Origin of the sequence: Fibrobacter sp. UWOV1 (assembly GCF_900142495.1) — a bacterium.
In the GTDB taxonomy this organism is placed as follows: domain Bacteria; phylum Fibrobacterota; class Fibrobacteria; order Fibrobacterales; family Fibrobacteraceae; genus Fibrobacter.
Genome location: NZ_FRBA01000005.1, coordinates 200,962 through 227,832 on the forward strand (window position 1 = coordinate 200,962; position 26,871 = coordinate 227,832).

General features: G+C 49.6%; 24 protein-coding genes. 4 read left to right on the top strand and 20 right to left on the bottom strand.

Going from position 1 to position 26,871, the window contains the following annotated elements; all coding sequences use genetic code 11:
• The first annotated feature begins 82 nt into the window (after positions 1-82).
• Positions 83-1,507, top strand: a complete 1,425-nt coding sequence (locus BUC02_RS09085; protein ID WP_073321628.1) for a MocR-like pyridoxine biosynthesis transcription factor PdxR — start codon at positions 83-85, stop codon at positions 1,505-1,507.
• A 5-nt stretch (positions 1,508-1,512) separates the two neighbouring features.
• Here the strand turns inward: BUC02_RS09085 and thiF are convergent, their stop codons facing one another.
• The 3 genes from thiF to BUC02_RS09100 are packed head-to-tail and all read right to left on the bottom strand — an operon-like array spanning position 1,513 to position 3,920.
• Complete coding sequence (gene thiF, locus BUC02_RS09090) at positions 1,513-2,322, bottom strand: thiazole biosynthesis adenylyltransferase ThiF (protein ID WP_073321632.1); 810 nt, start codon at positions 2,320-2,322, stop codon at positions 1,513-1,515.
• Between the two features lie 20 nt (positions 2,323-2,342).
• A complete protein-coding gene (locus tag BUC02_RS09095) occupies positions 2,343-2,945 on the bottom strand; it encodes a dimethylsulfonioproprionate lyase family protein (protein WP_073321635.1) in 603 nt (200 codons plus the stop codon).
• A 15-nt stretch (positions 2,946-2,960) separates the two neighbouring features.
• Complete coding sequence (locus BUC02_RS09100; protein WP_073321638.1) at positions 2,961-3,920, bottom strand: 50S ribosomal protein L11 methyltransferase; 960 nt, start codon at positions 3,918-3,920, stop codon at positions 2,961-2,963.
• Positions 3,921-4,163: 243 nt separating this feature from the next.
• On the opposite strand from BUC02_RS09100, the gene metK reads away from it, so the two are divergent.
• The gene (gene metK, locus BUC02_RS09105; protein WP_073321641.1) at positions 4,164-5,354 is read left to right on the top strand and encodes a methionine adenosyltransferase; all 1,191 of its coding nucleotides are present in this window, start codon (positions 4,164-4,166) and stop codon (positions 5,352-5,354) included.
• Between the two features lie 278 nt (positions 5,355-5,632).
• Here metK and BUC02_RS09110 read toward each other — a convergent pair whose 3' ends face one another.
• The 5 genes from BUC02_RS09110 to BUC02_RS09130 all read right to left on the bottom strand — a co-directional run bounded on the left by BUC02_RS09110 (position 5,633) and on the right by BUC02_RS09130 (position 10,552).
• Entirely contained in the window at positions 5,633-6,661 is a 1,029-nt protein-coding gene (locus BUC02_RS09110) for an ABC transporter substrate-binding protein (RefSeq protein WP_073321645.1), read from the bottom strand.
• A gap of 67 nt (positions 6,662-6,728) precedes the next feature.
• A complete protein-coding gene (locus tag BUC02_RS09115) occupies positions 6,729-8,072 on the bottom strand; it encodes an O-acetylhomoserine aminocarboxypropyltransferase/cysteine synthase family protein (protein ID WP_073321648.1) in 1,344 nt (447 codons plus the stop codon).
• A 152-nt stretch (positions 8,073-8,224) separates the two neighbouring features.
• Complete coding sequence (locus tag BUC02_RS09120; protein WP_073321651.1) at positions 8,225-8,938, bottom strand: ABC transporter ATP-binding protein; 714 nt, start codon at positions 8,936-8,938, stop codon at positions 8,225-8,227.
• On the bottom strand, positions 8,935-10,155 hold the full coding sequence (locus BUC02_RS09125) for an ABC transporter permease (RefSeq protein ID WP_073321654.1): 1,221 nt from the start codon (positions 10,153-10,155) through the stop codon (positions 8,935-8,937). Before BUC02_RS09125 ends, BUC02_RS09120 begins: the two co-directional genes overlap by 4 nt.
• Positions 10,142-10,552 carry a DUF4418 family protein gene (locus BUC02_RS09130; protein ID WP_073321657.1) on the bottom strand — a complete coding sequence of 137 codons (411 nt, stop codon included), beginning with the start codon at positions 10,550-10,552 and terminating at the stop codon, positions 10,142-10,144. The genes BUC02_RS09125 and BUC02_RS09130 overlap by 14 nt, the downstream gene beginning before the upstream one ends.
• A 221-nt stretch (positions 10,553-10,773) precedes the next feature.
• Here BUC02_RS09130 and BUC02_RS09135 point away from each other — a divergent pair, with 221 nt between their 5' ends.
• Positions 10,774-12,078, top strand: a complete 1,305-nt coding sequence (locus BUC02_RS09135; RefSeq protein ID WP_073321660.1) for an O-acetylhomoserine aminocarboxypropyltransferase/cysteine synthase family protein — start codon at positions 10,774-10,776, stop codon at positions 12,076-12,078.
• Between the two features lie 118 nt (positions 12,079-12,196).
• On the opposite strand, the gene BUC02_RS09140 is transcribed toward BUC02_RS09135, so the two are convergent.
• From BUC02_RS09140 to BUC02_RS09190, 11 genes are all read right to left on the bottom strand, one after another.
• On the bottom strand, positions 12,197-13,561 hold the full coding sequence (locus BUC02_RS09140) for an aminotransferase class III-fold pyridoxal phosphate-dependent enzyme (RefSeq protein WP_073321663.1): 1,365 nt from the start codon (positions 13,559-13,561) through the stop codon (positions 12,197-12,199).
• A 108-nt stretch (positions 13,562-13,669) separates the two neighbouring features.
• Positions 13,670-14,470: an ABC transporter ATP-binding protein gene (locus BUC02_RS09145; protein WP_073321666.1), complete on the bottom strand. Its 801-nt coding sequence runs from the start codon at positions 14,468-14,470 to the stop codon at positions 13,670-13,672.
• Between the two features lie 9 nt (positions 14,471-14,479).
• A complete protein-coding gene (locus BUC02_RS09150) occupies positions 14,480-15,457 on the bottom strand; it encodes an ABC transporter permease (RefSeq protein ID WP_073321669.1) in 978 nt (325 codons plus the stop codon).
• 63 nt (positions 15,458-15,520) lie between these two features.
• Positions 15,521-16,567 (bottom strand): ABC transporter substrate-binding protein, encoded by a 1,047-nt coding sequence (locus BUC02_RS09155; RefSeq protein ID WP_073056536.1) that lies wholly within the window; start codon positions 16,565-16,567, stop codon positions 15,521-15,523.
• Positions 16,568-16,651: 84 nt separating this feature from the next.
• Positions 16,652-17,206: a carboxymuconolactone decarboxylase family protein gene (locus tag BUC02_RS09160; protein WP_073321672.1), complete on the bottom strand. Its 555-nt coding sequence runs from the start codon at positions 17,204-17,206 to the stop codon at positions 16,652-16,654.
• Positions 17,207-17,457: 251 nt separating this feature from the next.
• Positions 17,458-18,369 (bottom strand): PLP-dependent cysteine synthase family protein, encoded by a 912-nt coding sequence (locus tag BUC02_RS09165; protein ID WP_073321675.1) that lies wholly within the window; start codon positions 18,367-18,369, stop codon positions 17,458-17,460.
• 1 nt (position 18,370) lies between these two features.
• Positions 18,371-19,531: a trans-sulfuration enzyme family protein gene (locus BUC02_RS09170; RefSeq protein WP_073321678.1), complete on the bottom strand. Its 1,161-nt coding sequence runs from the start codon at positions 19,529-19,531 to the stop codon at positions 18,371-18,373.
• Between the two features lie 280 nt (positions 19,532-19,811).
• Positions 19,812-20,480 (bottom strand): histidine phosphatase family protein, encoded by a 669-nt coding sequence (locus BUC02_RS09175; RefSeq protein WP_073321681.1) that lies wholly within the window; start codon positions 20,478-20,480, stop codon positions 19,812-19,814.
• Positions 20,481-20,525: 45 nt separating this feature from the next.
• Positions 20,526-21,068, bottom strand: coding sequence for a phosphatase PAP2 family protein (locus BUC02_RS09180; protein ID WP_073321684.1), 543 nt, complete (start codon positions 21,066-21,068; stop codon positions 20,526-20,528).
• A 72-nt stretch (positions 21,069-21,140) separates the two neighbouring features.
• The gene (locus BUC02_RS09185; protein ID WP_073321688.1) at positions 21,141-21,473 is read right to left on the bottom strand and encodes an FISUMP domain-containing protein; all 333 of its coding nucleotides are present in this window, start codon (positions 21,471-21,473) and stop codon (positions 21,141-21,143) included.
• Positions 21,474-22,604, bottom strand: coding sequence for an AAA family ATPase (locus BUC02_RS09190; protein ID WP_072800073.1), 1,131 nt, complete (start codon positions 22,602-22,604; stop codon positions 21,474-21,476). It abuts the gene before it with no gap.
• A gap of 163 nt (positions 22,605-22,767) precedes the next feature.
• Between BUC02_RS09190 and BUC02_RS09195 the strand changes: the two genes are divergently transcribed.
• Complete coding sequence (locus BUC02_RS09195; RefSeq protein WP_073321691.1) at positions 22,768-23,940, top strand: acetate/propionate family kinase; 1,173 nt, start codon at positions 22,768-22,770, stop codon at positions 23,938-23,940.
• A 142-nt stretch (positions 23,941-24,082) separates the two neighbouring features.
• Here the strand turns inward: BUC02_RS09195 and BUC02_RS09200 are convergent, their stop codons facing one another.
• A complete protein-coding gene (locus BUC02_RS09200) occupies positions 24,083-26,764 on the bottom strand; it encodes an Ig-like domain-containing protein (RefSeq protein WP_139261087.1) in 2,682 nt (893 codons plus the stop codon).
• Between the last annotated feature and the right edge of the window lie 107 nt (positions 26,765-26,871).

The window sequence follows — 26,871 nt, forward strand, 5'->3', positions numbered from 1 at the left end:
TGATCTGCACAATATTCAGTTTTTTACTATTTTTATAAGGTCAGTTAAATATCAGATTTACAAATTCAATAAGGTCAGTTTCATGTTCACTTACGATATGTCCAAGGCGGGAGCAAACAGCCTCTACCATTACCTTTACCAATGCATCAAAAAAGATATCGTAAGCGGAAACGTCCTTGCCGAAGAACAACTCCCTTCCAAACGAAACCTCGCGCAGAATCTCGGCATTAGCGTCGTGACGATTGAAAATGCTTACGCCCAGCTCCTCGCCGAAGGCTACATTTACTCGCTCCCTAAAAAAGGCTTCTTTGTTGTAGACATAAATGCCGCGGCTAATGCGCAAGTCCATCGGAACCGCAAGAAACCCCGCACGCGCAGAATCCACGCAGAACTCACCGACGAGTCAGAACACGTCAACCCGAAATATATCGCTGATTTCGCAAGCAATGGTGCCGACATCGAGGCATTCCCCTTTACCACATGGGCAAAAATCACTCGGGAGGTCCTTTGCGAAAGGCAAAATGATTTGTTGCAAGTTTCTCCGGGAATGGGCACGCTAGAACTTCGCCGAGCCATTGCCCGCATGCTCCGCGAATTCAGAAATATCCAGGTGTCGCCAGAACAGATTGTCATTGGTGCCGGGACTGATTACCTTTATGGCTTGCTAGTACAATTGCTCGGATTTGACAAGTGCTATGGCGTAGAAGACCCTGGCTGGGGCAAAATTTCAAAACTGTACAGCCAATACGGCGTCAAGGTGTGTCATATTCCCATTGCGGCAGAAAGTTTCGTAGACTCCGTCAAAAAATCTGATGTTGATGTCGTGCATATTTCCCCAGCGCACCATTTTCCGACAGGGATGGTGATGCCCGTCGGCGAACGCTATCGTCTGCTCAGTTGGGCGGCCGAATCCCCAAATCGCCACATCGTCGAAGATGACTATGACAGCGAATTCCGCATGACCGGAAAGCCCATCCCCGCATTACAGAACATCGATGTTACCGAGAAGGTGATTTACCTGAACACCTTTTCCAAAACGATGACTTCTGCGATTCGCCTCAGTTATATGGTGCTCCCGCCACATCTTGCCGAAAAATTCCATAACAAACTTTCGTTCTATTCGTGTACGGTTTCGAACCTGGATCAGTATGTAATGGCAAAATTCATCGATCTCGGTTACTACGAGACGCACATCAATCGCATGCGCAACCTGTACCGGGCCAAGCGCGATATGCTTCTGTCGGCTATCCGCAAAAGCAAACTTTCAAATGTCGCCCGAATTTACGAAGAAGATGCCGGACTCCACTTTATCTTGGAAGTGAACACGAAATGTTCCGATATAGAATTCTGCAACCGCGCCCGATTCCGTGGGGTAAACATCCGCGCCCTTTCGGAGTATTATTTTGAGGCGAAGCCGTCGCAGCACAAGTTTGTCGTGAACTACTCGTCGGTCGATAAAACGAGCATGCAAAAAGCAGTGCAGATACTCGCGAGCCTGTGCAACTAAAAGGGTTAACGTTTTAAATCGCACTCAGCCTGTTCATAGTCAATTAGCTTGGTGATAGTTGGGTGAGTTCCGCAAATGGCGCAGTCATCGTTATGACTCGGGAGTTTCACCTTGCGGAATTCCATCGTGAGTGCATTGTAGGTCAGCAAGTAACCCGTCAGCAGGTTGCCTATGCCAAGAATATACTTGATTGCTTCCATCGCCTGCAAACTTCCGATGACGCCTGCGATTGCCCCAATCACGCCCGCCTCTTTGCAAGTCGGCACAGAACCTTTCGGGGGCGGTTCCTCGAAAATGCAGCGGTAGCAAGGACCTTGTTCGGGCACGTATGTCATCAGCTGCCCCTGAAATCCGACAATACCCGCATGCGAGAAAGGCTTCTTCGCCATGACGCAGGCATCATTAATCAAGAACTTCGTCGGAAAATTGTCGGTGCCGTCAACGATAAAATCGTAATCCTTAATGAGGTCGAGAATGTTTTCGCTCGTTACGAAAGTATGGTAAGCGATTACATTCACGTCAGGATTCATCGCTTCCATGGTTTCTTTCGCGGATTGCACCTTGGGCTTACCCACATCTTGCGAGGCGTGTATTATCTGACGTTGTAAATTTGAAAGGTCAACCACATCGGCATCGGCAATGCCAATCGTGCCCACGCCGGCGGCGGCAAGGTACATGGCCACAGGTGCGCCAAGACCGCCCGCACCGATGACGAGTACCTTCGCGTTCAAGAGCTTCTTTTGGCCCTTTACGCCGACATCTTTAAGAATGATGTGGCGCGAATAGCGTTCCAGTTGTTCGTTGGTAAATGCCATTTTGGGGATTATCCCTTCAATTACACGTACTTCGAGAGAGTCACGACATCTTCGCCGCTCCACGTGTAAAGCGCGAGCAAAGGCTCGTCTTTTGTTTGCATGGAATGGACGTGGTTCGAGGGGTGCAGAATAAATTCTCCAGGGCCGCGGACTTTTGAAACGCCGTCTAATGTCCAAACGGCAAGGCCCGAAAGCACCACGTAAAGTTCCGTGGCAGGGTGGTAATGCGCCGGGTACAAGGTATTCTTTCCGAGAAGCGTAAACCCGAAACAAAAATGTTCGTCGTGATACGGCGCTTCGGGCCCGAGGATTTCTCCCCAGCCCATACGGTTTCCTAAATCAGGCATATCGGCGCGAGGCTCGTAGTTATACTTCCACGGCAAAAAAGGGAGTGATGGCTTTAACGCATTCAACAAATTTGCCGTTTCGGGGCTGCCAAATTGAATCGCCTCCTCAATCCAGCGAATCAGCGGAGAATCGCTTTTTTCGAAAGTCCCACTCGGGGCAGGGATTTCACGCGCAACAAACTTGGCCGCCTCTTGACCGATATCATCGTCAATTTGGGCGCGTTCATTCAGAAAATGCTTCGATTCTTCAATTAAACGGGCGATAAAATCTTGCATCGGAATTTGCTCGTTTTACTTCACGCTTGATTTCAGTACGGCAACCGTATGGCCGATCACTTCGCCCTTTAGGAATGCTTCGTAAGCTTCTTTAGCAGTAAGCTTCGAAGATTCCAGCGACTTTTCGATTTCGAAAGCGTTCTTGCCGGATTCCTTCACCGAAATATCGGCGAATGCTTTTTGCAAGTCGCTCGCGCGGTAGAATCGGAACGGCCCGAGCCCCGCCTTTTCTTGTGCAGCGTAGCCTGAAATCACGTCTTCGGGTTCCGCCTGCACCTTCCAGGAGTAAGTGAAAATTTCTGAAGAAAGCCCAGCCAATTCGCCGAGCTTGATAAACGCACTGAGAGGTACGCGGCCACCGAGTGTAGAATAGACGGCACCCTTGTCGGCCAGATAATCGCGTGCCTGCTTGAGCGCCAGATAATGCAAATCCAGCATTTGCTCATGCACAAATTCAGGAATCACTTCGACGCGCTTTTCCAGGTAATGGCCGCTGTTTCGTTTGTCTTCAATCTTGGTATTGTCTGTCAGCGGAACATTGGGCAGGTTCTCGTAAATCACGTCGTAACGGTGCTTGCCATTTTCAAGAGGTTGTAGAAGGTCGCCTGCACCGAATTCCAATTCAATTGAATCTGCATTCTTCAAATTTTTCCTGATGTTTTCGGCTGCCGCGTCCACCACGCTTTTCTGCAAGTCGGTAAAGCCAACGCGCTTGGCACCTAAGAGTTCAATGCCCGTCAAGACATCGATACCGGAGCCCGTTCCGATTGAAGCGAACGCTTCCACATCGTGCCGCAGGTTCTCGCGGATCAGCTTGAATGCAGGTGCCGCGATGTAGGCCACCCAATCGCTAGTAATATCTTCGGTCTTTGGCAAATAGGCGTGATCCGTTACAGCCACGGAAAGGTAATCTTGAACATGTTTCGGTGCTTCTTCTAAAGCCAGATACTTTTTAACATCAACTAAAATACTCATTTATAGGTTGCCTCACTTTTTTTGAGTGCAAATATAGATGTGGACTATAGCCGCGTCCAATACAAAATTTCTAGCGCTTGCTATCAATTTTTTGTATAAGTAAAAAGCCCGTTTTTCCTTGACAAAGTTTATGCATTTATGTAAATTTATGCATAGAAATTCAAACCACGTTTTTTCAGCGCTTGGGAATGCTCAAAAATGCGACGTTCTTTTCGGTGCTGTTAACAAAAGGAGCCTTATACAATGGCACATTATCTCTTTACTTCTGAATCGGTGTCCAAGGGACACCCCGACAAAGTTTGCGACCAGATCTCGGATGCAATTCTCGACGCCTGCCTCGCCCAAGACCCGAACAGCCGCGTGGCTTGCGAAACACTTGCCAACACCGGTCTGGTCGTTATCTCTGGCGAAATTACCACCAAGGCCGTAATTGACTACCAGCAGATTGCACGCAAGACTATTAAGAGCATCGGTTATGTGAACCCGGAACTTGCTTTTGATTATAAGGGCTGCTCCGTGCTCGTTGCAGTCGATAAGCAGTCTCCCGATATCGCTCAGGGTGTTGACGCCAAGGCCGCCGAAGGCAAGGAAGATGACAAGCAGGGCGCAGGCGATCAAGGCATGATGTTCGGTTACGCCGTGAACGAAACCAAGGAACTGATGCCGCTTCCGATTAGCCTTGCTCACAAGCTCATGGAAGAAATCCAGAACCTCCGCGAATCCGGCAAAATCAAGTGGCTCCGCCCCGACGCAAAATCTCAGGTGACTGTCGAATACGACGAAAACGATAAGCCCGTGCGCGTCGATACCGTGGTAGTCAGCACCCAGCACGATGAATTCGTGAACGGCAAGGAACTCAAGCATTCTACCATCGAAAAGGAAATCATCGAAAAGCTTATCAAGAAGGTGATTCCCGCAAAGCTTTTGGACAAGAAGACTCGCTTCCTCATCAATCCGACGGGGAAATTCGTGATTGGTGGCCCGCACGGTGACTGCGGCCTGACGGGTCGTAAAATTATCGTAGACACCTACGGTGGCATGGGCCGTCACGGTGGTGGCGCTTTCAGCGGCAAGGACCCGAGTAAGGTCGACCGCAGCGCCGCTTACGCTGCTCGCTATGTGGCAAAGAATATTGTGGCAGCTGGTCTTGCAGACCGTTGCGAAGTGCAGCTTGCCTACGCCATCGGTTATTCCAAGCCGGTGTCTGTGCTGGTGAATACGTTCAAGACCGGCAAGATTGATGACCGCAAGATTGAAGAAATCGTGAAGAAGGTCTTCGACCTTTCTCCAGCAGGCATCGTGAAGATGCTTGACTTGAAGAAGCCCGGCTACCAGGCAACTGCTGCGCTCGGCCACTTCGGCCGCACCGGCGCTCGCTTCACTTGGGAAAAGACCGACAAGGCTGCAACTTTGAAGAAACTCGCCAAAGCATAAGCGAATTCTCTCTAGCAAAAAGATTAAGGCTCGTCAAACGACGAGCCTTTTTTGTACACAGAATAAAAATGCCCTAGATTCTTCCACATAGTGGATAACTCCACTTTGCCACTAAAGTGTCTAGTGTCGTATATCGACTTCGGCGTTTCACGCCTTCGCTCAGAATGACACTTTCGCTTCGAATGATGTCCGCTCTATAAAAAACACCCTCGGCAACTAATGCTGCCGAGGGGTACCTGCGCGGAGAGTAGTGCACAGGAATTTAGGAGTACAAATTATTACTTATGCCAGTCAACTTCGCGATAGATTTTTTCGGTGAATTCATCGGCATTCAGCTGCAGGTATCCGACCTTATGCAGCAGGTCTGCGAAGTAATGCAAGTCGGCTTTCAGGTTGCGACCACTCTTGATTTTCTGTTCAGGAGACTGGTATTCGTAAGACTTGATGAGTGCGGTTGCGAATTCCTTGTCTTCGATGGCGGAGTGCTTGCCTGCCTGCATGAGTTCCACGGTTTCTTCCGGGTGTTCGCTGATCCAGGTGTGCGCCTGTTCGAGAGCGCGAAGGATAGCCTTGATCTTTTCCGGTTCCTTTTCCAGAAGGATGCCCGAAACATAATAGAAACAGCAATAGCGGCCTGCAAAAACGGGGTCCGTTGCCAAATCCATCAGCACATCGGCGCGGCCGTCAACAGCGGCAAGGCTTCCCAGCGGGTCCCAAAGTGAAACCGCTTCGACCTGCCCGCGTTCCAAGGCTTCGAGCGCCAAGTTGCCATCGGCATAGGGCAAGAATTGAACATCGTTTATAGCAGAAACGCCGTTTGCTTCAAGCCAAAGTGTTGCGGCTTGGTGCGGAGTAGCGCCAATGGCGTTCACGGCAATCTTTTTGCCCTTCAAATCCTGCGCAGAGCGAATCGGCGACCCCTTTTTGACGAGTAGGTGAATGCAACCGACATGGAAACCTTCGACCACCTTGATGTTCACTCCGTTTTCGACGGACTGGAAAAAGGCGAAGTCGGAGTTCGTAATCGGATAGGTTCCGTTGTTGAGCCCGATTTTGCGGGTTTCAGCATTTGCCGACACGAATTTCACATCGACACCTTCTTTAGCGAAAAAGCCTTTTTCTTTAGCGACAAAGAACGGCGCAATGCAAAGGGTTCCATCGGAAACGGGGATTTCGACAGAACCGTATTTAAAAGCGGATTCATTGGTAGCGGCAGCCTTTTCGTTTTTTTCTTCTTCGCAAGCGGAGAATACAAAAACCAAAGTGAAAATGGCTGCGAAAGACAGTAATGTTTGGATGAATTTCATTTAAAATCTCCTATGATTAATTTTTTTTAGATCCTTCACTGCGTTCAGGATGACACGATGAGGATGTTTAATGTTTTGATGTACTTGCCTTAATTGCCTGTTCGAAATCGGCGATAATGTCGCGCGGGTCTTCGATTCCGACGGACACGCGAATCATGTCGTCAGGAATTCCTGCAGCAAGCCTATCCTTCGGCGAAAGCTGGGAATGTGTACTCGTTGCCGGGTGTAGCACACTCGTACGGGCGTCGCCCACGTGCACCACCAATGCCGCGACCTTCAGCGCTTTCACGAACGAGCGAATGGCAGCCTTGCCTCCCTTGAGGCCAAAGGTCAGCACGCCGCTTCCGCCCTGGTAATCGAAATACTTGCGAATGCGCTTGTTATTCGGGCTAGATTTGAGCGCCGGATAGTTGACCCAGTTTACCGCCGGGTGCTTGGAAAGGTATTCCGCCAAGGCCAAAGCGTTAGAACTGTGTTGCGGCATGCGCAAATGCAGAGTTTCAAGACCCAAGTTCAAAAGGAATGCGTTGAACGGACTCTGGGCGGCACCGAAATCGCGCAAAAACTGGGCGCGGGCCTTGACAATGTAGGCGGCGCGGCCGAACTTTTCAGTATAAGAAGTATTTGCGTACTGTGCATCGGGATTGACAAGATCCGGGAACTTTCCGTTATTCCAGTTGTAATTGCCACCATCAATCACGACACCGCCCAAGGCGATGGCATGACCGTCAATGTACTTGGTGGCCGAATGAATGACAACGTTTGCGCCATGCTTTAAGGGCTTCACCAAGAACGGCGTTGCAAGCGTGTTATCCACAAGGAACGGCACGTCGAATTCCTTGGCAAGCTTCGAGAACTTTTCAAAATCCAGAACGCCAAGCGCCGGGTTTCCAATCGTTTCTCCGAAAACCAACTTGGTGTTGGGCCGGAACGCCTTGCGAAGTTCTGCAATAGGGGCTTCCGGGTCAATAAAAGTCGTTTCAACGCCGAGCTTTGAAAGTCGAACATCAAGCAGCGTGTAGGTTCCGCCATACACTGCCTTAGAAGCCACAATGTGATCGCCCGCCTTCACCAAATTCGAAATAGCGAGCAATACGGCCGACTGTCCCGAAGCTGTTGCGACAGCGCCCACACCGCCTTCCAACTCGGTAATTTTTGCTTCAAAAGCGGCTACCGTCGGGTTGCCCGTACGCGTGTACTTGTTGCCCGACTGCTTGAGGGCGAAAAGACGTTCTACTTCGTCAACATCTTCGTACTTGTAAGTGGTTGACTGGAAAATCGGCAATACGCGAGGTTCGCCCACTTTCGGCTTCCAGCCCGCCTGCAGGCACTTGGTGCCGAAATTCCAATTTACCGGATTCGTAACATCCGCTGAGATTTTACTTGACTTTTTCGATGTTTTAATTGACATGTGAATCACTCTCCTTATAAATTTCAATGCGAAAAATAGAAAGGGACTTACAGTTTTTCTAATACTTTGTTTTTATGCGGAATTATCAAAAATTTTTATAACGAAAATGCCCCCGACCGAGTCGAGGGCAACATCACTTAATATTGATTTATTTATAATCCGCCGTAATCAGATTCACCGTTCGGCAAGAGTCTCCCCTTGTGCATGGTGTAAATGCGGTCGCCATACTTGAAGCCGCGAGGATCATGGGTAGCCACAAGTACCGACGTTCCCGACTGCGCAAGTTCCGCCAAAAGGTCAAAGACAATCTTGGCATTGGTTTCGTCAAGATTGCTGGTCGGTTCGTCAGCAATCACGATATCGGGATTGTTAACAAGAGCGCGCACAATCGAGGCTCGCTTGAGTTCGCCACCCGAAAGTTCCGCCGGCATTTCATTCACCAAATGGGCAATGCCGAGAGTTTCGAGTTTTGAATGAATATCAATATCGACCAATTCCGAAATATCCCGCACCTCAATCTTATTGCCCTCGCGAATCGCCCGCGGCAAGAAGATATTTTCAAGCACGGTAAATTGCGGCAAGAAAACGGATTCTTGTGGAATGTAGCCGATTTTATCGTTACGAATCGCGGAAAGTTCGGCATCTGTCAAACTTGCAAAATCAACACCATTAAAAATGATAGATCCCTGCGAGGGGCGATTGATTCCCGAAAGGAGCGACAAAAGCGTACTTTTTCCGCTTCCCGATTCGCCATAGATTACCGAAAAATCACCGGACCAGGCAAAAAATTCAACATCTTCGACGGCATTGAATTCTTCGCCGCGGCGGGTATAAGTTTTATACAAATTAGAAACGTTTAAAATCAATGTTCTACCTCCCTCAAAGCGGCGTAGGCATCAATCTTACTCACCTTATTTGCCACGCCATAAACAGCCACCGGCCCCACCGAATGCAAAAGCAAAACTACCACAGCGTAAACAGCCGCGATTTCGGCATTTCCAGGAGCAATGAAGGGCACGTTCACATGTTCGCCAATCCAAATTTTAAAAGTGAAAAATGCCACGCTCGAAACCAGCAAGCCAATGTATGTTCCTACCGCCGACACCAGTAGCGATTCACCCAGCACAAGAGTCCTCAAGCGCTTGCGGGCATAACCCACAATTCGCAAAAGCGCATATTCACGCCTACGTTCGCGAGTCGACAGTGAAAACGAAATCACAATCGCGGCAACCGCAATCACCAGGAAAAGGGCCACGATTGACCACACCACAATCTGCAAGAAGTTCGCCGACTTTTCAAGACCCGAGAACAAATCTTTGCGGGTGCGAATCTGCACGCCGTCAAAGCGGGTATGAATTTCTCGAGAGAGGCGCTCGATATCAGCCCCTGCGCGAAGTTTAATTAAAACGCTGGAGTAAATCGGCGAATCCGAGCCTTCGGACTTGACATCCTGATGCAAGAAAACCACGCCCTTGGCCTTAGCCGCCTCGCGGATATCGGCAAGTGTCGCCACATCTACAAAAACGGCCTGGTCCAACTTGTTGCCGACCGGTTCAAGGGTGGCCGCCACAGGGTATTCATGGTCAAAGAACCTGACAGTCCTTTTCTCGCCCACGCTAATTTCACTGCCCACCACGATAGCACCCTTAGGGAGTTTATCCGTAAGGACCTCGTGAATCCAAGGCTGAATCACAAAATCAGAAGCCGGCTCGAAACCGATAATCATGACTTTCTGTTCGCAGCAGCTAGAATTCAAGGTGGTCAAAAAATACTGCGGCGTCGCAATTTCTACGCCGTCAAGGCCACGAATAAATTCCAGCGAGCCCTGCGGCAAATAGGTGTACTTGGAATCGCCCTGCAAAAGTACAGTCTGGTCGTTGATTTCGCTCCCTTGGGGAATCACAATGACATCGGCCCCCAAGCGAGACGAAAGGCGATTCAGGCCCTTCGAAAGCGAAAACGACAAAAGTCCGCCCACCAAAAGCACCGAGGCGAGCAAAGCAATCAAAAGTGAAAGTCCAAAACTACGGAAAGGGTTTCGCAAGTAATTTTCAATAATCAAATTCAAATCAGTCTTGTTCATTTCGCCTCCTCAGTTTTAAGTAAATCAAATTCAGCGCCGCAAAAAGTGCAATCAACGCTCCAAAAACAGCAAGCACCGGAGCCGTTACCGCATGGCACGCCATGTGAGCATGCGGGCATGTTCCAACAATTACCGTAGGCACAAGCGAAACAAAAACACCGAGCACAAACGTTACTGCAGAAAGAATGACATGTGCTTTCTTTTTAAGGAGCCCCGCAGCAACGACGGAATTTGCCAGCAATGCAAGTCCTAAAAAAGCATCTACCGTCGTCGAAATTTCACAGCTCATGGTTCCACCACCCATCGGATGGCAAACAGGCAAAATCAACTTGGTAAGTACAATCAGCAATACGCCGAAAATAAGATTAGCAACAACAAATACTTTGTACTGTTTCATGGCACTCTCCTTAAAAATTTTCGGTGCATAAATTAAAAAGGTATACCGAAAATGTCCAATACTATATCACTATGATTTGTTATAGGTTTTTATTATAACACAGACAAATTCAACAGCGTCGCACATATAGAAAAAATCAATAATTCAGCATAAGAATTAAGTATTGGACGCTATCAAAAACCACATCTATATTTGCTTTCAAAAAAATTAAGGAGAGTTTAATGTCAAATCAATTTTCTTTTGATACGCTTAAATTGCACGCAGGCTATAATCCTGCTGAACACAACCACGCCGTTTCGGTGCCCATTTACCAGACAACCGCATTTACGCTCGACACCGTAAAGCGTAGCGACGATCTGTTTTATTTCGACAGCGCCGAAGCACTTTATACACGACTTTCTAATCCGACAACGGATGTACTTGACGCGCGCCTTACGGCACTCCACCCGGGAGCAACCGGTGCTGTCACGCTTTCTTCGGGCATGGCAGCGGTTACGTATTCGCTTTTGAACGTCACAGCAGGCAAGGGCAGAATCCTTGCAACAGCTCGTTCTTACGGCGGATCTTTCGATAGTTTCGAACAAATCTTCGGAGAGACGGGCGTCAAGTATGACATTGTAGAAAACCCTGACGATCCGGCAAATTTCGAGGCACTCGTCAAAGAAGACACCAAGGTAATCTACATCGAATCGATCACCAACCCGAACGCCACCATTCTGGATATCGAAGCGATCGCAAATATCGCCCACAAGCACGGAATTCCGCTGATTGTCGACAACACGGTGGCAACCCCCTATTTGTTGAATCCGTTTGATTTCGGCGCCGATGTAGTCGTTTATTCGGCCACCAAGGGCCTTACGGGTCACGGCAACGTGATTGCCGGTGCCATTGTAGAAAACGGCAAGTTCAACTGGAAAAACGGAAAGTTCCCGCAGTTCGACGGCCAGCCGCATTTCTTGGTGTCGCAACAGGGCGTACCCCGCAGTTTTTACGACGTGTTCCCGGATACGCCTTTCACCGGCCGTATCCGCGCCATTCACCTGAATTACTTGGGCGGCGCCATCGCCCCGTTCAATTCTTACCTGGTGCTTCTTGGAATCGAAACCCTTTCGGAACGTCTTTCGAAATCGGTAAAGTCTGCTGAAAAGATTGTAGAATTCTTGGAAACGCGCCCCGAAGTTTCTTGGGTAAACCATCCGCACGCCAAAAACAGCAAGTACAAGGCACTCGCCGCCAAGTACTTCCCCAAGGGTGCCGGCGCAATCCTGAGCTTTGGCCTTAAAAAGAACGACCGCGCAACCATTATCAAGTTCTTGGAAGCCGTAAAAGTATTCAGCTTCCAGGCAAATATCGGTGATGCCCGCTCGCTCATTATCAACCCGTCTACCACCACCCACATCGAGCTCCCGGAACGCGCTCAGGAATTGGCCGATATCCATTCCGAAACCATCCGCCTCTCGATTGGTCTTGAAGACGTGAACGATTTGATTACCGACCTGGAACAAGCCTTCGTCGCAATCCAATAGCACGATTATAACCATAGTAAAACCTAAAAGGTGGCTGCATTTAGCAGTCACCTTTAATTCTTGGCAAAAAATTAAATGGCGGACTCAATTGAGTCCGCCATGATAGAATTGGAGATGATTATTTTATTAAACCGTCGGCGTATTCGCTAATCGCTTTGTCCAGACGATCAAAGATTTCATCCAGCTGAGCCTCGTTGATAATCAGCGGAGGTGCCACAATAATCGTGGAGCCGCCGCCCATCGTGAGAATGCCGTAATCGTTGCGGAGTTTCGTGATGAAGTTTCCAAGGAAAGGTTCACCCGCTGCATTCTTGCGAATCACGTCCTTATGATCCTTGCTGTAGCTGAATTCGATGGCTCCGAAAAGGCCCACAGAACGCACGTCACCAACAGAAGGGTGCTTTGCCTTGAGTTCCGCAAGCTTTTTCTTCAAAATGGGTTCCTGTTTTTTCACATTGCCCTTGACATCCAAGCGGAAATATTCTTCGATACAGGCAATAGCTGCCGCAACGCCGAGCGGATGCGCATTATAGGTAAGCCCTGCAGTAAAGGCATTTTCCTCATAATAATTCGCAATCTTTTCGCTAATGAGCACGCCGCCGAGCGGAGCGTAGGCGCTGTTCACACCCTTTGCAAAAGTAATCAGGTCCGGTTCCACGCCGTCGGCCTGGCAGGCGAACCATTCACCCGTGCGCAAAAAACCGCTCATGACTTCGTCGCACACCATTAAAATTCCGTACTTGTCGCAGATTTCGCGGACACCCTTCAGGTATCCCTTGGGGTAAAGATAAACGCCATTAGAACCGGTGACCGATTCAATGAACACAGCCGCCACCGATTCCGGGCATTCCTGCTGAATCTGATATTCCAGGCGAGAAAGGAAATGCTTGGTCGCTTCTTCTTCGGTCTTGAACTTGATATCATAACCGTAAAGGTGCGGAGCCGGATACTTGATGAATCCGGGAATCGTCGGGAACAGCGAAGCGCGTTCGCTTTCGCCCGTCAAGCTCGACGCACCGTAAGTGCTTCCGTGATAAGATTCATACTTCGAGAAAATCTTGTCGCGGCCCGTAAACGCCTTCACAAAACGGATGGCAAATTCATTCGCTTCAGAGCCTCCCAGCGTAAACAGCACCTTTCTCATGTTCTTCGGCGCAATCTTTTCGATCAAGAGTTCGCTGAGTTCGCCCGCTTCGGCAAAGGCATGACGCGGAGCGATGTAAGCCAAACGTTCCACCTGCTTTTGCACCGCTTCAATAATGTGGCGGTTATTAAAGCCGATATTCACGTTCACCAGTTCCGACGCGATATCGATGTATTCCTTGCCTGCACCATCGTAAACGTAGATACCGTCGGCATGGTCTACAAAGAACGGCTTGTAATCTTTATGGGGGGCATTCGCGAAAGAAAACAGGTTATACTTTCGGGCCTTTTCATAAGAGGCGGCATTTTCTCCCGCCACATAACTAACGTTATTTGACATAGTACTCTCCTTATTTTTTGAAACAAATATAGGTGCAATTTTAGTCGCTGTCCAATACTTTGTTTTTAGCGCTCGTTATCAATTTTTCCGATAACAAATCCATCTAGACTAAATGACGTATTCCGGCGCCGTATTGGAACGTGCAAGATTAAAGCGTTCCAAAATATTGCGGCGTTTTTCCAGGAACTGCGCCGAGCCTCTTTCACGCGGGAAGCTGTCGCGAATTTCAAGCACCTCGCTAATGCGCCCCGGACGCGGCGTCATAATCACGATACGATCAGACAAATAAAGCGCTTCGTCAATATCGTGGGTCACCAGAATCATGGTGGTGTTGCGTTCCTTGCGAAGTTCCAAAAGCAAGTTCTGGATGTCAGCACGGGTAAACGAATCCAGCGCTCCCATGGGTTCATCAAGCAGCAAGATTTCAGGATCATTAATCAACGCACGCGCAATTGCCACGCGCTGCGCCATACCACCACTAATCTGGTGCGGGAAATTCTTTTCGAATCCGCCAAGACCGATTTTTTCGATAAAATCGTGAACCTTATCCTTATTCTGTTTATAAACGCCACGAATCTTGAGACCCATCGCGATGTTGTCTTCTACCGTGAGCCACGGGAAAAGGCAACCCTGCTGGAATACGTAACCGCGCTTGGAATCGGGCCCGTGCACCGGTTCGCCATCAAGAATAATCTTGCCGTCTTGAACAGGATCGAGCCCCGCAATCAAGCGCAAAAGCGTCGTCTTGCCGCAACCCGATGCGCCCAGAATCGAAATGAATTCGCCCTCAAAAACAGAAAGATTGATATCTTTCAAAATCTGCCGCGGTTCGCCCGTGCGTTCATCGATAAAGGAGCGGTTTACTTCGCGAATCTTCAAGATTTTTTCTTTATCTAAAATATCCGTCATCGTCGCCTCCTATCGCACAACACCTTTTTGCCAGCGAAGCACATAACGCTGTACTGCGCCAACCACCTTCAAAATCGCCGAGAACAGCACTGCCATCACGACAATCGCAGCGAATACCTTGTAATAAGCGCTCCAGACCTTCGAAGTGTTAATGTAGTAGCCAAGGCCACCCGGCTGCCCCATCATTTCGGCCATCACGAGCGTCGTAAAACCAAACGCAGCCGCCGTCATAATACCCGTAAAAATCTGCGGCATCGCATGGGGAATCGCAATATGGAAAATCTGGTACAGCTGCCCCGCGCCAAAAGTGCGCGAAAGTTCAAACAACGACTTCGGCGTACCCTGCACCCCGTCGGCCGTCATAGTCGCCACCGGGAACCAGGAGCATATCGCAATCAAGAAAGTCGCCGCCGCAAACGAAGTCGGAAAAAGCGTCAGCGCAAAAGGCATCCATGCCACTGCCGGAATCACGCCGCAAATGTTGAGCACCGGCAAAATCCAGTAACGAGCCTTCGGATACCAACCAATCAGCACACCCGTCAACACACCCGTCACCACGCCCACCGAAAATCCGGCTACAAAAAGGCGCAACGAGTAAAGCGTATTCTGCCAAATGAATTTGGTATCGCCAATAAAGGCGTCCATAATAATCGCAGGCCCCGGAAAGAACGGCTGCGGCAAAAACAGCAACTTGGTTCCGAGAACATCCCATGCCGCAAGAGCCAAGCCAACCGCGAAACGGAACTTCGCGCCCGCGAAAAATTTTGCCACCTTATCTGCACTCGCCTTGCGGACAAACAGCACCACCGTATAGACCGCGTAATAGGCAATAATGGCAAGCAAAACTAAGCGGTATGCCAAATTGTCGTCAACCGTAAACCCGCCAAAAACATATTCCTTGATTCGCACATTTTCGGCCACCTGCGGAAAAAGCAAGTTTACCAAGAAGGCGATCAGGAAACCTGAAATCGTCAAAACAATGTTCATTCAACTCTCCGTAAAATTTTTAAAAATGCGCCCTTGCGGGCGCTAAGCAACAAGGAATTTCGATTACTTGTTCAAATCGACTTCTTCGTACAGGTTCGCGACAAACTGGTCGGGATCCTGCGTGAGGTAGCCAATCTTCTTGAGCTGTTCGCTAAAGTAACGCAAGTCGCCCTTCACGTCGCGGCCAAGAGTCTTGCGCTGTTCCAGCGAAGTGTACACATAACTCTTAATCAGTTCAACAGCCAGCGGCTTGTCTTCGATTTCGGAATACTTGCCTTCGGCAATAATGTCAACCGTTTCTTCAGGGTGTTCGGCAATCCAGGCTTCCGCCTTGTGAATCGCACGCAAGAGTGCTGCAATCTTCGCCGGTTCTTCCTTCAAAATCTTGGCAGACACATAAATGAAGCAGCAGTAGCGACCGTCAAATACCGGGTCCTTCGCCACATCCATAATCACGTCGGCCTTGCCCGACTTTTCGTAAGCAGAAGCGAGCGGATCCCAAATGGCAGCGGCATCAATCTGGCCCTGTTCCAAAGCTTCAAGAGCCAAGTTGCCATCGGCATAAGGCAAGAACTGCACCTGGTTATCTTCGGGTTTGGTCGAAACGCCACCCAGCGAAAGCCAAAGGCTTGCAGCCTGATGCGGCGTGCCACCGATTTCATCGACAGCAATCTTCTTGCCCTTCAAATCAGCAGCAGTCTTGTAGGGCGAACCCTTCTTTACAAGCACCTTGATGCAACCGATGTGAATACCATCGACAATCTTGATATCGACGCCATTTTCAATCGCCTGGAAAAACTGGAAATCAGAATTCGTGAGCGCATAAGTGCCCTTGCTAAGGCCCAGCTTACGCGTTTCGCCATCAGCGGCGATCAACTTGGCATCAATTCCTTCTTCGGCAAAGAATCCCTTTTCCTTAGCCACGTAGAAAGGCGCACCGCACAAGGAACCGTCCAGAATCGGGAGTTCCAAAGTACCGAACTTGAACTGGGATTTTTCTGCCTGCGGGGCTTCCTGTTTTTCCGCTTTTTCGTTACCGCATGCTCCGGCCAACAGGGCAAAGCCAAAAGCGAGCAAAGCGGTCAGATAAATTTTGAGATTGTTTACCATCGTGAATTCCTCTTTCAAAAAAGGCGCCCCTGAAAATGGACTTCGAATATTTCCAGGAGCGCCAGGTTGTACGGAGAGTACAAATTACTTGATATTTTCTCTCCAAGTAGCGGGCTTGAACAGCTCCTTCAAAGGCAACAGACGCTTGTCAACGTCGACGCCCAAGACAGAATTGAAGTTGTTCGTCGCCTGCATCTGAGCGCCAAAGCCCACGATAATGATAATCTGTTCGTCGGTATAGAACTTGCGGAGACCTTCGAAAAGTTCGTCGGGAACCTTTGTCGGATCCTTCACGATTTGCTGGCCCAACTGCTGCAAAAGCTTTTCGTTTTCCGAAGTTTCGAAGTTGTTCGGATCGAGACCCAGAGCCTTCAAGTCGCTAATGAAGAACAGCGAGCAAAGAAGGCAGCCGTTCGTCGTAGAAACCGAGTGTGCAAAAATCGTTGCAGCACGCAGACCCACCGTCTTTTCGAGACTTTCCCAAGCATCGTACCAGCCCATGAAAGCCTTGTAGATACCGTAATCCTGGAGCATCACCAACTTCATGTTGGTCACCTTGCCAGCAGCATCCAACTTTTCGTAAGCCGCCTTTGCTTCGCCAGTCAATTCGTTCGGTTGTTTTAAATGTACTCTTGCCATTGTTTATACTCTCCTTGTGGTGCTTCGCACCGTTTTAGTTTTTGATTTTGATGAAGTCTTTTTTGGTTCAGTTTTATTCCCTACCATTTTTGTAGGCTTTAAGATAGAATAAGAATTCGCCCTTTTCAAGGCATAAACACATACTATTTAACTATGGTTTGTTATAAAAGAAAACTATTACATCCGCATCAAAAAAAACTCCACCAATCTGGTGGAGTTTTGAAGACAGAGGTAATATCAACTAGTGACTTTTACTCATACAATCCCTTGCTGAAGTAACGGTCGCCGCGGTCGGGGGCTACGAATACGATGTTTCCGCGGGCACCCGAGGCGATGAGTTTCTTGGCTGCGGTGAACGCGGCGCCCGAAGAGGAGCCTGCGAAGATTCCTTCTTTCTTGGCGAGTTCGCGGGCGCCGCCAAAGGCGTCGTCATCGTTGATTTTGATGACTTGATCCACGAGCGACATGTCCATGGTGTCGGCGATAAAGTCGTTGCCGATTCCTTCGATGTTGTAGTCGCCATGTTCGCCGCCGCCCATGGTAGAGCCGATGGGGTCCGCGAGTACGCCCTTGATGTTTGGGTTCTTTTCCTTGAGCGCCTTAAGGATTCCGCTGAAGGTGCCGCCACTGCCTGCGCCTGCGACCACGTAGTCGATTTGTCCGTCCAAATCTTCGTAGATTTCGGGGCCGGTGGTTTCGTAATGGGCCAGCGGGTTTGCCATGTTGCGGAACTGCCTTAGCGAAACAGAGCCCGGAATTTGCGTCAGGAGTTCTTCGGCCTTCTTTTCGGCGCCAAGCATTCCGTCTTCGCGGGGGGTGTTGATGAGTTCTGCGCCGAGGGCACGCATAAGCGTCTGCTTTTCTTGCGAGAACTTGGTGGGCACCACGAATATCACGTGGATGCCGCGGTTGAGCGCCGCGAAAGCGATGCCAAGGCCTGTATTGCCTGCGGTGGCTTCGACAATGGTTCCGCCCGGCTTGAGCGTTCCTTTTGCGAGAGCGTCGTTCACCATATAAAGGCCGGTGCGGTCCTTCACACTGCCCGAGGGGTTCCAGAGTTCCAGTTTCGCAAACAGGTTTACGCCTTCGGGGAGTCCCACGTGCGTAAGCTTTACGAGCGGAGTCTTCCCGATTAAAGATTGCATTGATTCGTAGTAATGCATATTACGCTTCCTTCGCGGCGTTGATGCCGGCGTTCAAATCCAAGATAATGTCATCCACTTTTTCGATACCTACAGACAAACGAATGAGTCCGTCGGTAATGCCCACCTTTTCGCGGATTTCCTTCGGAATGGAGGCATGGGTCATGGTAGCCGGATGGCATACGAGGCTTTCGACGCCGCCCAAACTTTCGGCCAGCGAAATCAGCTGCAAAGCCTTGAAGAATTTCTTGATGTCATAATTCTCGTAAAGTTCAAACGAAATCATGGCGCCACCGTTCTTGGCCTGCTTCTTGTTGATTTCGTAACCCTGAGCAGTCGGAAGTCCCGGATAGTACACGTGCTTTACAGCTTCATGCTGTTCCAGGTAGCGAGCAATGCGTTCCGCATTTTCGGTATGGCGATCAAGGCGCACGCCAAGCGTCTTGATACCGCGAATCAAAAGGAATGAATCGAAGGGGCCAAGCACCGCACCCACGGCATTCTGATTGAATGCCAGCTTTTCCGCGATTTCCTTATTGTTCGTTACAGCGAGGCCTGCCACCACATCGCTGTGGCCGCCCAAGTACTTGGTCGCAGAATGTACCACGATGTCGGCGCCAAGTTCCAGCGGGCGTTGCAAATAAGGAGTCATGAAGGTGTTGTCGACAATGGTCAGAATTCCATGCTTCTTCGCAATCGCGGCTACCCCTGCCAAGTCCGTCACGGTCAGGAGCGGGTTTGCCGGGCTTTCGATAAAGAAGGCCTTCACATCGGGCGTCACCTTGGTATCAAGCGCTGCCAAGTCGGTCGTATCTTCAATAGAATAGGTAATGCCGAGGTTCTTGAAAACTTTATCCAGAACGCGGAAGGTACCACCATAAACATTGCTAGAGATAATGATGCGGTCGCCCTGCTTGAAAAGTGAAAGTACCGTCGAGGTTGCTGCCATGCCGCTGCCAAAAGCAAAGCCTGCGACACCGCCTTCAAGGTCGGCAATCAGCGCTTCGAGTGCTGCGCGCGTGGGGTTACCCGTGCGGGAATATTCCCAGCCGGTATTTTCGCCGAGACCCGCCTGCTTATAGGTAGAAGTCTGGTAGATGGGCACGTTAACGGCACCCGTGACCTTGTCACCATCGATGCCGCCGTGGATGAGTTTCGTTTCAATGTATTTTGAATTTGACATTTTTTGAAGTCCTTTAGCGCCTTGCGCCTTTTAATGTTTAAATTCGAATAAAAAATCCCGCTCCGGAGACAAAACCGAGCGGGAATCTGTTTTAGATAAAAGCCTAAAAACTAGTCGCCCGTTCGACATCGACCCCAACAGAAACAACACTTGTTCATCATTTTTTGAGTCATTTACACTTTCCTACTATTTTCGTAGGGATAATATAGACAAAAACAATAACGCTGTCAACTGAAAACGGGCTATCCAGTTATACTATTTTTCTTTGGTTTGTTATAGTTTAAAACGATAACCAGCCGGTATCTAGGCCTGTCACGGGCTCAATCCGCTTCACATTCTTCTGCGCATCGGTAACCACGGCCATTCCCGTCAGATAATTCATCCAGCGTTGCGGCGTAAAGGTCATCTTGCAAAAGTGCGTGAGACACGGAACAACCCAAGCATCGTGCGTCGCAAAAATGTTGAAACGGGCGCCACCCTTTTCAAGCATCATCGAAAGCATTTCTTCGGAACGTGCAGGCAGCGGCGCAAACGCTTCTTTATCGCCGCGTGGCTTACCTGCAGCCTCATTCTTCAGCCATTCGCAAATGCCTTCGTAAAAACCGGCGCGTAAGACCTTGGTGTATTCGTCGTAATCTTGAACAAAGTATTCTGCGAGGCAATCCATCTTTTGTATCGACGGATTTTGGATGCCGCGTCCAAGGCCAATATTCAAAGCCGTTTCAACGCAACGGCCTACCGGACTCGAAAAGAAACTCATATCGCCTTCGGCAGGAATGCACTTGCCAAGCGACAGGGCCTGCTCGCGCCCACGCTCCGTAAGGCCCACATGCGCACCAAAGTCAGGATCCTCAGGAGTTATATGCCTGCGTTCCCCGTGACGAATCAAAAGGAATACGCGTTCGTCAGATGCAAGCGAATTGAAGAAGGTTGACGCGGGAATGAACATATAAGCCTTATTTGTCTTCCCGGCCTTGAGCCGGGATCTCCTATTCTAAGCAATCATCCCCGAAACCGGAATCCAAATGGCATGCGCAATTGCAAAACTTAAAACACCCAGCAAGAAACCGCAAATAATATCCGTGAGCCAATGCACGCCAAAATACACGCGTAAAAGCCCCCATGTGAGCGGCAAGAGCATCATGATCCAGCCGTACTGCGGCACCGCATAAAATACCGCCGAGGCCACCGCCAAGTTGTTCATCGTATGGCCAGACGGAAAGCTGTACTTGTCGAGAGGCGGAACTTCCGCCTTGATTTGCGGATTCACCGCAAATGGCCTCGGCCGCTTGGTAGAAAGTTTAACGCCCTCGTACAAGGCGAGCGCCACTCCCACCGCTACCAAAGCCTGCGCCAAAATCGGCCAGAACGCAGACCAGCCAATATGCAAAAAAAGAACCAGTGCAAAAACACCCCAAATGTAGCCGTCTCCCAGACGCACATAAAACTTGAGAAACTTCGTCGTCTTCTCGGAAAAATGCCGGTTCGTCCAATACACCGACACGCGATTATCAAATTCAGCAATTTTCTTGAACATCGGAAGTGAATTTAGTAAATGAGGCAGAGCCAGGCCAAGCCTTTGATAAATTCCAGAGCGAAATTCTCACGCCTAATCTTTAACGCACCGCACAGAATAAGCCCATGTTTTATGGTTACCACTTATCAATGCATCATCGCTTGCAGCGGGTTCAAGTACACGATAATCTAGTTCCAATGCGAATGCGTGATAAATATTCTGTTCACTGGAATTCAAATTTTCAGCCATCCATGTTTGCTCGCCAATGGTTACCGTCTTGTAGGTTTTTCCATCTCGGGAATCTATCATAGTCCCGTGAACAACAGTACTTGGGTCTACCCAAACGTACTCTGGACCGCTACTACTTTCATCACCACAAGCAACCAAACAGATGAAAAGACTTAATAAAAACGTCAATTTTTTCATCTAAAACTCCCGTTCCAGCCAGCGAGACAGGAATACATCATAAACTTGGTATTCCTGTTTTTCTTTGGATTCAAGCGTCAACAGCAATTCCTTTTCTTGCAAGGATTCTGCCGCACGGCGAGCGTTCGTGGAGCTACCAATATTGTATTTCTTCAAAAACACGGTTGATGTCAGCTTACTCACGCTACCTTCTTTTGCAACGGCCACCAAAAGCAACCATTGCTGACGAGTAAGGAGTTCTCGGTACTGCAAAAAGTAATCGGATTCTCTTTCTAGAATCCTGTTTGCGGCATTTTTCACCACATCAATAGTCACGTTGCCACCGACAGCAAACACTTCGTTGCAAAGGGTCTGGGTATAAAATGTGTGGCGACGCGTCCACTCCAAAATCCAATCAACAGCACCGGCATCAATCGTTCTTCCCACCTCGGAAAAATGGCCCCGAATAAATTCAGCATACTTATCGGAATCGATTTTTCCAAGTGTCAGCAGTTTGGTGCTAGAAAAGAACGGACGACCCGCACTTGTAAACATTTCGGCCATCAACTTCTTCTTACTGCCACAGAATATAAAACGAATGTTTTGCATAGACTGCGTATAAGTTCTAAGCAAGGCTTCGGCTGTCTTTTCGGGATACTCCGTAATTTGTTGGAATTCGTCAAACGCCAACACAACCGGCTTTTCGCGGGTATTCAAAAATTCAAGCAGACTTTTGAGAGTCCATTCCTTTTCCGAAACGGTTCCGTAGTTAAACTGCAACTGCGGCGAACCCGAAATGGAATCATAAGTAAGCGTGGGGCGAAGCGTCTTCAAAAAAGTTACGAACCCTTTGCCAATAGATGTCTTTTCAGGAAACTTGATCAGGATGGCTTCTGCCAGGGTCTTGGTAAAATCTTCCAAGGTCAACGTCGCGAATATGTCAACATAGAGAGTTTCGTAATTCAGGCGCCGACGCTTCATTTCGGCAAAGGTATGCAAAATCAATCCCGTCTTTCCGTACTTACGCGGAGAGACCAGTGTCGTATCGGCACCGTTCTGAATATTCAATATAATAGCGGCAGTTTCGTCATCTCTGTCGCAGAAATAGGCCGGCGATTTATACCCTTTGACAATGAACGGATTTTCTTGCATAAAGACCTCTCTATACTAATATACAAAAATTGCCTAAAATAGGCAACCTATTTTAGGCAATTTTTCAAAGTCGGCCCAAAACGGCCATTTTTCCCGCCCCCAAAGCCAGCGGCCCCCTAAAATGCTATAATTTCACCCATAATCAATTACCAAGGTTTTTAATATGCGCGTACTCGTTCTTAATTGCGGCAGCTCCTCGGTCAAGTTCGCCGTTATCGACACCCAGACCAAAGAATCCATCTCCAGCGGCCTCGTCGAAAATATCGGCGTGAACGGCCACGTCAAGGCCAAGGGCCCGGTCGGCAACATCGACTTCAATTTCGACTGCCCCACGCACGCCGAAGCCGTCGCCGAGGTACAGAAGTTCCTCGCCGAACAGAAGCTCACCGACACCATCGAAGCCATCGGCCACCGCGTGGTGCACGGCGGCAAGTACGTCAAGAGCGAGAAGGTGACGCAGGAAGTCATCGACTACATCCGCAGCATCACGCTATTCGCCCCGCTGCACGAACCCGCACACGCCACCGGTATGGAATGCGCCACCAAGTTCTTCCCGGGCCTCCCGCAAGTCGCCGTGTTCGACACCGCCTTCCACCAGACTATGCCCCGCAAGGCCTACCTCTACGGCATCCCCTACAAGTTCTACGAAGAAGACAAAATCCGCCGCTACGGCGCCCATGGCACGAGCCACCGCTTCGTGACCGGCGAAGCCGCCAAGATTCTCGGCAAAAAGCCGGAAGACTGCTGCTTCATTACCGCCCACCTCGGTAACGGTTCCAGCTGCTCCGCCATTTTGAACGGCCAGTGCGTTGACACCACCATGGGCTTCACCCCGCTCGAGGGCCTCATCATGGGCACCCGCTCCGGCTCCCTTGACCCGGCCATCCTCTTCTTCATCAGCAAGAAGTACGGTTACGATATCGACCGTCTCGACAAGCTCGTGAACAAGGAATCGGGCCTGCTCGGCCTCTCCGGACTCTCTAACGACATGCGCACCCTGACGCAGGCCGCAAGCGAAGGCCACGTGGGTGCACAGATCGCCCTCGAAACCTTCGCCTACAGGCTCACCCGCGAAATCGGCGGCATCGCCATGGCTCTCCCGCGCATCGACGCGCTGGTGTTCACCGGCGGTATCGGCGAGAACAGCAAGCTCGTCCGCAAGATGGCCATGGACAACCTCAAGATTCTCGGCTACCAGATCGACGAAGCCCGCAACGAAAAGAACGGCAAGGAATCCGGCCACATCATTAGCAAGGACGGCACCCCCACCGCGATGGTTGTTGCGACGAACGAGGAACTTCTCATCGCCCTCGACACCGAAGCGCTGGTGAAATAAGTTAGGAATTCAGAGTTCGGAATTCAGATTTGATTTCCGAACTGAATTTTCAATATTTATACAATTAAATGCTCCGCTTTAGCGGAGCATTCTTTGTTAATCCTGAATTTTTAATTCTGAATTCTGACTTCTGAAATCTGAACTATTTAATCGTCCAAGTCTGCTTGTTCACTTGCAGTATCTTTCTGCCCTGCACCTGAGCGGCTGCATTACGCACATCGGCTTCGCTCACCGGGAGCTTGTGCGACCACATTACGCGGCCCTGCATATCGAACAGCGCCACGGCACCGCGGTTTGCAAGGATTGCGCTCTGCCAGTTCATCTTCGGGGCAGCGGCAATCGCCGGCTTGATAGAGGCCTTCGGAGCATCGTCGGCAATCAGCACCAGCGTGTACTTCACATAAGTGGTAGAATCAGCAGCCTTCACGTCGAACCTGATTACCGTACCCTTGGCAAGGCTATCCTTGCTTTCGGCGATGAAGAGATTGTCTTTCTGTTCCCAGGTCAGGTTTTCCGCCAGAGTCTTGGATTCCGTAATCGTGAAGACCAAGGTATCACCATCCGGATCAGTCACGAAGTCATTCAAGTCGATTGTATCTTTCCAGACGCCAGCGCCAATGTACAAGGTATCCAGCAGTTTGTCAAGCAAAGGCTTGTCATTCACGCATTCGATCGAAACCGGAATAGCAACGTCAACGGATCCGCCGCGAGAGTTCTTGGCCGTCAAGATAAAGTTCGTTTCACCACAGGCGTTCTTCACGGAACCCAGCACAAAGTACTTTGTCGTCGTATTCATCACCGGGTTCAGCAGGCTATCTTCGGAACGAACCGCAAAGGTCAGCTTGCCCTTATCCTTTTCATCCGTGAACCAGTCCTGCAGATCGAGAATTCGAATCTGTCTGGTCGAGAATTCTTCCTTCAGGTTTGCAAAACGCTTGGTAATCGACGGCAGCGAATCTTCGATAAATACAGGCGGCTGTACAATCGTGAGAATCACTGCAGCCAATTCAGAGGTATCGCCTTCTGCATTGACAGTGACATACGTAAACATGTCTTCTTCGGCAGCGTCAACCGATTCGTAAGTAAACGAACCGTCTGCCGCAAGCGTAACCTTGCCAGCACCCGCATTGTCCTTCAGGACAGCCGTAAGCTTGGACTTCGCGTTATCGGGGTTCTTGTCGTTCTTGAGAACGCCTTCGGCAGCAGAAATCTTTGCCACGGCACCTGCACTTACATTATAGGCATCATCTACAGCAATCGGCGGGTCTGCCACCGGAGTCACCTTCACATAGAACGAGACCGAAGCCGTATCCTTGCCGTCGACAGCAAACATCGTCACCTTGGCAATGCCTTCCGCATTGTCAACCGGGAACAAGTCGATCAAATGGTTCGAACCCTTCCTGAGGTAAGTCGCCTTAACTACTCCACTGGTCTTCACATTGACTGTCGCTTCGGCATCACCCACAAAGTCGGGATCAACAAAAGCAATACTTGCAACCGGGATAACGACCGTTGTCGGATCGAAATCTTCGGTCAATACAAGGGTATCGCCAAGTTTATACGTATCATCACCGAGCGTCATGGTAGAATCACCAACGACTACGGTGAGCGGGTCATTCACATTAGTCACATTAATAACCGCCACGCCAACAGCACTTGTCAAGGGGTCCGTTTCCTTTATTTCGACAAGCTGGTAGGTAAAGGTATCTGCACCAAAGAAGTCCTTATCCGGGACATAGGTGAACCCACCCGTTTTTTCGTTGAATTCCAGCACACCATGCGATGTAGTAGAAACAAGCACCGGAACAAAGTCATCGTCGTCCGGGTCATAGTCATTAAGCATGACTCCGGTAGAAAGCGTCGACTTCACAAGTTTGGTTTCTTCCTTAGTCGTGTATGAGTCGTTCACGGCAACCGGCGGATTTTCGCGGTCGACCGGCGTCACGGTCAGTACATAGCCGGCAGACTTTTTAGTTGCATCAACAGCAACAACAGTCACAGAGGCTGTACCAGAGGGGTTCGCTCCCGCAACCAGGTTCACGACACCCGTTTTATTGTAAAGCGAATCGGCAAGTTTAACGGCGCCCGTTTTTTCAGAAACGACCGACACGGAATAAGAAACAATGTCTTCATCTTCGTCAGCAAACACCTTGGAGAGGTCAAGTTTCAAGGTGTCGCCTTCGTTCAAGTCCATTTCTGTCTCCGTGGCGATTAATTCAGGAGCGTGACCGCCGCAAGAGTTACCGAGGGACACTGCCGAAATAGCAATGGTATTCGTTGTCGAGTTACCGGTTTCTGCAGCGAGAGACTGCTTGTATGCGAACTGGAGAGCCTGCTGTGCAGTCAAATCAAAATCAACCGCATCGCCCCAACCTTCCTGTGTCAAGTCAGCAAAGTCAATAAAGACGGACTTCTGGGCGGTAGACTTGTTCAGTACAACACCGTAATAGTCATAGTCAGAAATAGTCGACTGCTTGAATTCGAGCCTGAACTGAGACGTTGCAGAATAGGTCAGGCAAACACCTTTATAAGCAGCGAGCGAAATTTCGCCCTCGTTCTTGGCCCAAGCAAAGCCCATGCCGGCAGCACTGCTTTCGTTCGTTGCGCTGACAGAAGCCTTTAACGTCTTGTAACCGTGTACGGAATCCGTCACGAACGTGGCTGTAGCCCCGTTTGTAGTCTTAGTCGGATATTTGTACCAGGCTCCTACAGGAGGGACCGTACCATTGCCATCTTCAGCGGACCAAACAGTCGCCGACGCTGCGTAGGCAGAACTTATCAAGGCGCCCATCACGCCCATCCACGAAATCATTTTTTTCATCATATTTGACCTCTTATGATTTCCCAAATTACCATCATTCCAAATCTATATTCTGTAGGCATATAATGCAACTTGGAATAGCGCGATTGTAATGCTTTTTTGTCCACATA